Source organism: Roseiarcus sp., from assembly GCF_052145395.1.
GTDB lineage: Bacteria > Pseudomonadota > Alphaproteobacteria > Rhizobiales > Beijerinckiaceae > Roseiarcus.
Genome location: NZ_JBKQOT010000665.1, coordinates 1 through 9,067 on the forward strand (window position 1 = coordinate 1; position 9,067 = coordinate 9,067).

At 65.5% G+C, this 9,067-nt stretch carries 9 protein-coding genes; 7 read left to right on the forward strand and 2 right to left on the reverse strand.

The genetic code is table 11. The annotated features are described in order from the left end of the window. A partial coding sequence (locus ACLP25_RS22850) for a winged helix-turn-helix domain-containing protein (RefSeq protein ID WP_442471432.1) occupies nucleotides 1-297 on the forward strand: 297 nt, incomplete at its 5' end. 718 nt (nucleotides 298-1,015) lie between these two features. Here the strand turns inward: ACLP25_RS22850 and ACLP25_RS22855 are convergent. After that, nucleotides 1,016-1,267: a hypothetical protein gene (locus tag ACLP25_RS22855; protein ID WP_442471433.1), complete on the reverse strand. Its 252-nt coding sequence runs from the start codon at nucleotides 1,265-1,267 to the stop codon at nucleotides 1,016-1,018. A 189-nt stretch (nucleotides 1,268-1,456) separates the two neighbouring features. On the opposite strand from ACLP25_RS22855, the gene ACLP25_RS22860 reads away from it, so the two are divergent. The 3 genes from ACLP25_RS22860 (at nucleotide 1,457) to ACLP25_RS22870 (ending at nucleotide 5,220) form a co-directional block, all read left to right on the forward strand. Further along, nucleotides 1,457-3,226, forward strand: a complete 1,770-nt coding sequence (locus ACLP25_RS22860) for a hypothetical protein (RefSeq protein WP_442471434.1) — start codon at nucleotides 1,457-1,459, stop codon at nucleotides 3,224-3,226. Nucleotides 3,227-3,295: 69 nt separating this feature from the next. After that, entirely contained in the window at nucleotides 3,296-4,822 is a 1,527-nt protein-coding gene (locus tag ACLP25_RS22865) for a tetratricopeptide repeat protein (protein ID WP_442471435.1), read from the forward strand. Nucleotides 4,823-4,842: 20 nt separating this feature from the next. Further along, nucleotides 4,843-5,220, forward strand: a complete 378-nt coding sequence (locus tag ACLP25_RS22870; RefSeq protein ID WP_442471436.1) for a hypothetical protein — start codon at nucleotides 4,843-4,845, stop codon at nucleotides 5,218-5,220. A 145-nt stretch (nucleotides 5,221-5,365) separates the two neighbouring features. Here the strand turns inward: ACLP25_RS22870 and ACLP25_RS22875 are convergent, their stop codons facing one another. Beyond that, a complete protein-coding gene (locus ACLP25_RS22875; protein ID WP_442471437.1) occupies nucleotides 5,366-6,439 on the reverse strand; it encodes a LacI family DNA-binding transcriptional regulator in 1,074 nt (357 codons plus the stop codon). 228 nt (nucleotides 6,440-6,667) lie between these two features. Here ACLP25_RS22875 and ACLP25_RS22880 point away from each other — a divergent pair, with 228 nt between their 5' ends. The 3 genes from ACLP25_RS22880 to ACLP25_RS22890 form a co-directional block, all read left to right on the forward strand. After that, nucleotides 6,668-7,696 (forward strand): Gfo/Idh/MocA family protein, encoded by a 1,029-nt coding sequence (locus ACLP25_RS22880; RefSeq protein ID WP_442471438.1) that lies wholly within the window; start codon nucleotides 6,668-6,670, stop codon nucleotides 7,694-7,696. A gap of 11 nt (nucleotides 7,697-7,707) precedes the next feature. Continuing rightward, nucleotides 7,708-8,607, forward strand: a complete 900-nt coding sequence (locus tag ACLP25_RS22885) for a sugar phosphate isomerase/epimerase family protein (RefSeq protein WP_442471439.1) — start codon at nucleotides 7,708-7,710, stop codon at nucleotides 8,605-8,607. A 135-nt stretch (nucleotides 8,608-8,742) separates the two neighbouring features. Then, on the forward strand, nucleotides 8,743-9,067 hold a 325-nt coding region (locus ACLP25_RS22890; protein WP_442471440.1), incomplete at its 3' end, for a substrate-binding domain-containing protein.

Consider the following 9,067-nt stretch of genomic DNA (forward strand, 5'->3'; position numbering starts at 1 on the left):
CTCGATACCAAGACGGTGGAGGTCAACGGCGCCCGCGTGCACCTGACCGGCAAGGAGTACCAGATGCTGGAGCTCCTCAGTCTGCGCAAAGGCACGACGCTGACCAAAGAGATGTTCCTCAATCATCTCTATGGCGGCATGGACGAGCCCGAGCTCAAGATCATCGACGTCTTCATCTGCAAGCTGCGCAAGAAGCTGGCGATGGCCTCCAACGGCCGCAACTACATCGAGACGGTCTGGGGACGCGGCTACGTTCTGCGCGAGCCGTCGCCCGCCGAGGAGCGCATCACCGCCTGACGACAGCTTTGCGATGTCGGGTTGAAAAAACGTCATCGCGCGCGACCCCAAGTCAAGCCCGCGGTCGAGCCGGGGATGGCGATCCGCGGAACGCAGGACGCCCGACGTCTTCTTGGATCGCCACGCTGCAATAGCCCCGTCGGCAGGCGGGCGTCCTTCGACGCCCAATCGCGGCTCGTGATGCCGGATTTGCTTTCTGCGGGGGCCCGCCATCTTGTCCGCGCATTTGCGTCCTCGTCGGCCCGCTACAGTTCTGGCAGCCATCCCACGATTTCAATCGCTTGGGCACCAAATCTGTCACTTTTCTCATTTTTCATACTTATCTCATAAGTAATACTGCCCGTCGCCAAGCGAGCCTCGCGTCGGCGCCGTCGCGGATTGCCGATCCGGTCTGACCCGCGCGATTCAAACCCTACCACAATTTCTGATTTCCAGGAAGCGTTTGCTTCAACGCCAACGGGCGACGCCGCGGCGCCCGCGGCCATTGCAGCGGAGGATCGGGCAGAGGCGGGTCGCCGTCGCAGATCGGGTCGAAGTTGGTCAGGCCGTAGTCCCTTTCGACGCCGGTCAGGTCGTGATCGGGCAGCCAAGCGCGGGCGATCTGGGGCAGGTTGCCTCTTTGAATCGCGCTGACATCCCAGATCCGCGCCGTATTGTCATCGCCGCGCCCGTCGCCCGTGCGGCCTTCGCGCGCGGCCCCGATCCCGTCCGCGGTACGTTATTCGCCTTTAGGTTCGGCCTGCTCGGCGAAGGGGGGAACGTCGACGAGCGTTCCGATCAGCCGCAACAGAGCCTGATGTTCGGGCCCCGTCCCCTGCCTGAGGAAGTCACCTAATTCGATGTGTGACTTACGGCCCCCGGAAGGAGCGTTGGGTTGGTGGATGATGAACGCGTGGCCGTTTTCGGGCTCCCGGCCCAGAAACCAGGTATCGCCGTTCGGGCTGCGGTAGAGCTCTCGCCGTTCTGACATTCAAGTGTCTTTCCTGCTAACCGCTCGGCATAGCACGTGACGGGGTCCGCCGCGAGCGCGCTTAAGGAGAGCCCTCGAATTTCAAGCTGAGAAACGAGCCTCGACAGGGCGGGAGACGCTTTCGCAGATTGACGCTGATAGCATGGTGGCTCAATCTGGCGTAATATTTGCGCCCTCCCGGAGCGCCCGATGAATTCGCCGGCCCAAAGCGCAAGCGTCTTCGGCAACGACAACATTGTCGTTCAGGCGAGCGGCAGCGGCGTGAACGTGGCCATTGGGCCCCAGCCCTATCTTCGCCTCACCCAATACGAGCGGCGGACAAAACTTGCGGCGAGGGACAATTCCGAGGCCGCGCTGCTCAGCGCCTATCGCGCCGACGTCGTCCCGCTGATCGGCCGAGAGGTCGCAATGGCCGATCTCCGCACTTGGCTCACGGGCGAAGCTCCGGTCTCGGTTCGCGTCCTCGTCGGCGCGGGCGGGCGGGGCAAGACGCGGCTGGCGCTGGAGCTTGCGCGCGAGATCGTGAAGGAGGGCTGGCTTGCGGGCTTCGCGACAGCGGACGAGCTCGACCGGTTTCGCGAACAGCACGGCGTCGAGCAATGGCGCTGGGATAAGCCGGTTCTCGTCATCCTCGATTACGCCGCCAGCCGGGCGGAGCAGCTTCGCGCGTGGATTCGCGAACTCGTGGACGCCTCGCTGGAAGAGCGTCCGAAATTGCGGCTGCTGCTGCTCGAACGGCAAGCCAACCGCGGAATCGGCTGGCTCGCGACCATCTTCGGCCAAGGCGACAACGACGATTCGCGCGCCGCGATCGCATTGCTCGATCCGAAGGAGCCGGTCGAGCTTCCGGCGCTCGACGACCTGGAATTCCGGCGGCAGGTATTCGGGGCGTTGCTCAAGCGCGCGAACGCGACGCTGCAGGCGCCGCCAATAGGCGCCGATCCGGAATTCGACCGGCTGCTCGCCGACCGCAAATGGGCGGGCGATCCGCTCTATCTAATGATGGCGGGGCTCGCGGCGGGAAACAAAGGAGTGAGTGGAGCGTTGGAGCTCAGCCGCGCCAATCTTGCGCTTTCGGTGGCGCGCAATGAACTTGAACGTATTGGTCGGATCGGCGCGTCGCGCGGGATCGACGAACAACACACCTTCCCTGGTGCTTTCGTCCGCCACATGTCCGTGATCGTCACGTTAGCGCAAGGGCTGACCCGCGAGGAAGCGCCCGGACTCGCAAGTGACGAGCTCAAAGCAATGAATTCGAGCGCACCACTTGATGGGATAATAGAGGCGCTTTGCGACGCTCTTCCGCCACAAGACATATCCGACGGGATAGCGCCGATACTACCAGACATCGTCGGTGAAGCCGCAATCTTGGTTTGGTTTGGCGATGAGGGGGCCATCCGTCAAGCAGGTCTTGCACCTGAGGAAAGAATTCATGCGGCAGCCCAGCTCAGACTGTCTAAAGTAAGTGAAACTCTTGTCCGCGCGGTGCAGGACTTCGCTCCTTCTGGTCTAAGAGACGGTATTGTCTGGATAGAATCACTCGCAAAGAGACGCGACGACGACCTCACATCTATTATACAGATCGCAGTAACGTTGCGCTCCGATTTGGTTGAATTACAAAGCTTGTCTGATCATTTTTACAGTATAATTGCGATTGAATTGCCTGGATCAGTACCGATAGAAACATCACTTGGACGTCGAACTCGTCAATTCGCACTCAATGTACCGTCAGAAATTATCCACGGGACTTCATTAGATTCCGAACATATTGTCGACTTCGCTGAATATATTAGGAAGCCGGAGGCTAAATTCCTATTTCAACGAGAAGGTGCTAGCTTCGACCTGAATTCGATACCCCTCAGGATACTGGCTGATGAACTTGGTAGGATTGTTATTTCTGTTGACGAATTGTCACCGAATTCCGCCACTAGAACTCATGAGTATGAATTACCTGATTGAGATAAGAAGTTTAGGTTTTATCAATCGCTACAGTATGGGAAAAGTAGCCACCCGAGAAGATCCCTCACAATGACCGCGAAAGTTACAGAATTCTCTAACAATGATTCTATAGGACCTGAAGAAACGGCTCGCCAATTAGCTAAGGAAGTCGAAATTCGACGACGCCTTGCGGCTGAGCGACCGGACACGTTCCTGCCTGAGCTCGCCGTAGCACTCAACAATCTCAGCAGCGCGTTAAGCGCCTTAGGTTCGCCCAACCGCCGCGAGGAGGCGCTGACCGACGCTGAGTCTGAGGAGGCGACGGTAATCTATCGCCGCCTCGCCGCCGCGCGTCAGGGCACCTTCCTGCCCGACCTCGCCGCCTCGCTCAGCAATCTCGGTAATCGCTTGAGCGAGCTCGGCCGGCGCGAGGAGGCGCTGGCCACAGCCCAGGAGGCGACGGAAATCTACCGCCGCCTCGCCGCCGCGCGCCCCGACGCCTTCCTCCCCAACCTCGCCTCCTCGCTCAACAATCTCGGCGGTCGCCTGAGCGCGCTCGGCCGGCGCGAGGACGCGCTCGCCGCCGCTGAAGAAGCGACCGAAATCTATCGCCGCCTCGCCGCCACGCGCCCCGACGCCTCCCTGCCCGAGCTCGCCCTATCGCTCAACAATCTTGGCAATCGCTTGAGCGACCTTGGCCGGCGTGAGGACGCCCTCGCCGCCGCCCTGGAGGCTGCCGACATCTATCGCCGCCTCGCCGCCGCGCAGCCCGACGCCTTCCAGCGCGACCTCGCCGGATCGCTCAATAATCTCGCGTATGTATTGAGCGTGCTAGGCCGGCGCGAGGACGCCCTCGCCGCCGTCCACGAGGCTACCGACATCTGTCGCCGCCTCGCCGCCGCGCAACCCGACGCCTTCCTGCCCGACCTCGCCGCCTCGCTCAACAATCTCATCGCAACTTTGAACGACCTCGGCCGCCGCGAGGACGCCCAGCCAGCCGCTGAAGAAGCGACGAACATCTACCGCGGCCTCGCCGCCGCGCAGCCCGACGCCTTCCTGCCCAACCTCGCCGCCTCGCTCAACAATCTCGGCGCATTGTTGAGCGAGGTTGGCCGGCGCGACGAGGCCCTCGCCGCCGCGCAGCAGGCGGTCGAGATCGGCCGCCGCCGCGGCGCCGCGCGCCCGAACGCCTTCCTGCCCGACCTCGCCATGTCGCTCACCAATCTCGGCAATCGCCTGAGCGCGCTCGGGCGGCGCGAGGACGCGCTCGCCGCCGCCCAGGAGGCGGTCGATATCCGCCGCCGCCTCGTCGCCGCGCGACCCGACGCCTTCCTCCCCGACCTCGCCTCCTCGCTCAACAATCTCGGCCTATATTTGAGCGCCCTCGGCCGGCGCGAGGAGGCCCTTGCCGCCGCGCAGGAGGCGGTCGCGATCTTCGCGCCATTCTTCCTCAGGCTGCCTGCCGCCCATGGGCAGCGGATGGCTGTCATGGCGAGCCAGTACGTCGAACTCTCGGAGAGCCTCGGCGTCGAGCCCGACGCGGACCTGCTCGCGCCGGTTGCCGAGGCTTTCCAGAAGCTGCAGGACTCGCAGGAAGCCCCCGATACCAAATCCTGACCTTGAGAAAGGACCGACCCATGGACCCCGCCACCCTCGCCGCCGAAGCCGTTGCGTTCGTCACGCCCTACCTTCTCGACTTCGCCAAGAATCTCGGGGCGGACGCCGCCTCGGAAGGGAGCGAGTCCATCTGGCACTGGATCAAGGGGAAGCTCGCCAGCCCCGCCGGCGCGGAGGCGGTCGGCGACGCCGAGCGCGACCCGAAGGATTCGGCCAATGCGCAAGCGTTGCAGGCGGCGCTCACCAAGGCCCTCAAGGCCGACCCCGACGCCGCCAAGGCGCTCGAAGCGTTGCTCAAGACAAGCGGCGCGACGGTGTCGTCGCAGACCGCGACTGTGACCGGGAATGCCAACAAGGTCGGGCAGGCGAGCGGCGGAAGCTCGGTCAACATCGGCTGACGGCGCTAACGTCGTCATTGCGGGAGTAAGCGAAGTGATCCGGGGAAAGTCGGGCGCCCTACGGACTCTGGATCGCCACGTCCCCCCGGATCAAAGTCCGGGGGTCCTCGCGATGACGCGACGGTCCGATCGCCCATGCGACCCGTCACCGCCCCCGCGCCGCGGCGTGCTCCAAATCCTCGGCCCGGCTCACGCTTTCGCCCGGCTTCAGCGCCACCGGGGCGAGCGACTGCACGCGCGTCGGGGCGGCGCCGTCGGCGCTCGTGTCTCCTGCGGCGAACGCCAGTTCCGCCTGCGCCGCGTCGGCGAGCTTTTCGCCGATCGCGGTCCAATCGGTCTGCACGGTGGTCAGGGTCGGAATGAGATATTGCGCCCGCGCCTCCGGCAACAGCGCCAGCACCGAGAGGTCGCGCCCGGGCCGCAGGCCGCGTTCCCCGAGCCGGCGATAGAGCGCCACCGCGTGCATCGAATCGGTGACGAGCACGGCCGTCGGCGCGCGCTCCGCGGACAACAGCGCGTCCGCCGCCTCGAGACCGCCGCGCTCCCCGGCCGCCGGGCGCAGATGAAGACCTTTTTCGACCGGGAGACCGTGGGCGGAAAGGGCGCGCTTGTAGCCGGCCTCGACCAGGGCGAGGTAGTGCATCGGCCGGTCCGGCAGCACGAGCCCGATTTTGCGGTGTCCGAGCGCGGCGAGATGGGCGACCGCGCCCTCGACGCCCATGTCGAAATCGGGATCCACCCAGGCGTGCCGCGCCGACGCCTTGGTGCGGCCGAAGGTCACGAACGGCTTCCTGAGCTGCAAAAGATAATCGACCCGCGGGTCCACGCTCTCGGTGTCGGCGATGATCAGCGCGTCGGCGACGCCGCGCTCGGTCACGCGCCTCAGGGCGGCGAGGCGGTCCTCGCGTCCGTCCTCGACGAACACCGCGAGATCGAGTCCATGCGTGCGGAGCCGGCGCTTGAGCCCGTTGAGCACCGAGAGAAAGACCGTGTTGATCAAAGTGTCGTCGGCGCCCGACGGCACGATCATCGCGATGAGGTCGGTTCGCCCGCGCCTGAGGCTGCGACCGGACTGATTGGGCGAATAGCCGAGCTCAGCCGCCGCCTCCAGCACGCGCTGGCGGGTCTCGTGGTTGACGTCGCCGCGATCGTTCAGCGCACGGGACACCGTCCCGATCGACAGGCCGAGATGACGGGCGAGTTCGCGGATTCCGATCACATTCGAAACTCCTCACGCGTGACGAGAAAGGGTCGCGCCGTCTTACCCACACCCTGCCGCTTCGCGGCTTCCCTCTCCCTGAGGGAGAGGGGGCGTCCGCCCAAGCCCCCGGTCTTACGGGCGCGTAGGCGCGCTTGACAAGGCAGACGATCGACGGTAGTCTCGTAAACGTTTACGGCCCGGAACGCCGGGGCCGAGGGATAGTGAAACGTCAGTCCGGGAGACCCCATGGAGCTGAGGGCTGCCCTTGTCGGCTGTGGCGCAATGAGCAAAGCTTGGCTCGAGGCGGCTGGCAAAATTGCTCAGTTGCAGATTGTCGGTCTCGCCGACATCGAGCCGGAGAGGGCCAAGGCGCGCGCCGCCGAGTTCGCGCTCGCCGACGCCGTAATCGCGCGCGACGTCCACACGCTCCTCGCAGAAACCCGCCCCGACCTCATCTTCGACGTGGTCGTGCCGCAGGCGCGCCACGAAGTGGTCTCCGCCGGGCTTGCGGCCGGCTGCCACGTGCTGAGCGAAAAGCCGATGGCCGAGACGCTTCCCGAGGCGCGCGACCTGATCGCCCGCGCCAAGGCGGCCGGGCGCATCCACGCCGTGGTGCAGAACCGCCGTTATCACGGCGGCGTCAGGCGGATCGCCAGAACTCTCCGCGCGGGTGCGATCGGCGAGGTGACGAGCGCCCATGCCGACTTCTTCCTCGCGCCGCATTTCGGCGGGTTCCGCGAGGCGATGGACCACGTGCTGCTGCTCGACATGGCGATCCACGGTTTCGACGCGCTGCGCGCCATGACCGGCCTCGACGGCCTCAACGTCTACTGTCGCGAATGGAATCCGCCCTCGTCCTGGTACCGGCACGGCTCCTCGGCGGCCGCGGTCTTCGAACTCGATAACGGGGCCATGTTCACCTACCGCGGCTCCTGGTGCGCGGCGGGCTTGGGCACCTCGTGGGAATGCGCGTGGCGCTTCGTCGGCGTAGACGGGACGCTGACCTGGGACGGCGCCGACGACATACGGATCGAAGTCCCCCGGCCGGGCGCGCGTTCCGGGCTGTTCGATGCGGTCGAGGCGCTCGAACCGCCGCCGCTTTTGCCGGAGGACCGCATTGGCGGCCACTTCGGCGTGGTCGCCGACTTCGTCGCGGCCGTGCGCGCGGGCGCTGAGCCCGAAACGGTCGGGCGCGACAACATCCGCTCGCTGGCCATGGTTTTCGGCGCAATCGCCAGCGCCGAGTCGGGCCGGCGCGTCGACATCCTCATTTGAATAGGACACCCATGAGAGACCTGCTCGACATCCGCATCGGCACCATGATCCGGGCCAACGCCCCCGATCCCGCGGGTTACGTGCGCGCCATCGTCAGGCATGGCTTCGAGAGCATCGAGCCGTTCTTCTGGCAGACGATGAACAAGGATCTGCCGCGCCTTGCGGGTCAGCTCAGAGAGGCGATCGGCGACGCCGACGTCACGATCGATACGCTCGGCATGTTCGGCAACCCGCTCGAAAGCGACGAGCTCGACCGGCAGACGCTGGCCGGCTGGGAGGCGCTGATCGACAACGCCCACCTCTTCGGCGCCCGCACTGTCGCCGGCTTCACCGGGCGGATGCGCGGACAGCCGCTCGAGGCGAGCCTGCCGGCGTTCAAGCGGGTGTGGAGCGAACTTTCGCGCCGCGCCGACGACAAGGGCGTGCGGATCGCGTTCGAGAACTGCGCCATGGACGGGAACTGGGCGACCGGCGACTGGAACATCGCCCACAATCCGGACGCGTGGGAGCTGATGTTCGACGCCCTGCCGAACGACAATCTCGGCCTCGAATGGGAGCCCTGTCACCAGCTCGTCTATCTCATCGACCCCCTGCCCCAGATCCGCAAATGGGCGCCGAAATTCTTCCACGTCCACGGCAAGGACGCGACCGTGCGCTGGGACGTGGTCAGCGAGCACGGCGTTTTCGGCAAATACCCGTTCGTCCAGATGCGCACGCCCGGCTTCGGCGACACCGACTGGACCCGGGTGATCAGCGAGCTGAGGCTCGCGGGCTATTCGGGGACGATCGACATTGAGGGCTGGCACGACCCCGTCTATCGCGACGAACTCGAGATGACCGGCCAGGTCCGCGCGCTCGACTACCTCAAGCAATGCCGGGGCGGCGCGCGCGCCGTCCCCAATCCGGGCTGAGCCGGCGCGGACGAGTCAGCGCCGGCGCAAAAAGGCTCCGGCGAAGGAGCGGTGCAAAGCCGCGGGAAACCCGGGAGGAACGACATGAAGCGAAACTTGGTTCCGGTTTTTCGAGGGTGGACGGCGCTGGCGCTGATGAGCGTCGGCGTCGCGGGCGCCGCGCAGGCGGCGGACGGGCAGGCTCTGCGCGACAAGTGGTGCAGCAAGGCCCACATCCGCTTCTTCGTCGGGGGCGCCGAGGGCGACGCGTTCGGCACCATCGTCTACAACGGCGCGCGCCAGGCCGCCGCCGACACCGGCGCGCAGGTCGATTATGTCTTCTCCGGTTGGCAGAACGAGAAGATGACCCAGCAGTTGCGCGAGGCGGTCGCGGCCCATCCCGACGGCATCGCCATGATGGGCCATCCGGGCGAAGCCGCGATTTTGCCGCTCGCCGAGCAGGCGGCCAAGGCCGGCATCA

Bases quoted from the DNA above. Each gene is read 5' to 3' on its own strand.
- ACLP25_RS22855 (WP_442471433.1), bottom strand. From the start codon at position 1,267: ATGTCAGAACGGCGAGAGCTCTACCGCAGCCCGAACGGCGATACCTGG.
- ACLP25_RS22860 (WP_442471434.1), top strand. From the start codon at position 1,457: ATGAATTCGCCGGCCCAAAGCGCAAGCGTCTTCGGCAACGACAACATT.
- ACLP25_RS22865 (WP_442471435.1), top strand. From the start codon at position 3,296: ATGACCGCGAAAGTTACAGAATTCTCTAACAATGATTCTATAGGACCT.
- ACLP25_RS22870 (WP_442471436.1), top strand. From the start codon at position 4,843: ATGGACCCCGCCACCCTCGCCGCCGAAGCCGTTGCGTTCGTCACGCCC.
- ACLP25_RS22880 (WP_442471438.1), top strand. From the start codon at position 6,668: ATGGAGCTGAGGGCTGCCCTTGTCGGCTGTGGCGCAATGAGCAAAGCT.
- ACLP25_RS22885 (WP_442471439.1), top strand. From the start codon at position 7,708: ATGAGAGACCTGCTCGACATCCGCATCGGCACCATGATCCGGGCCAAC.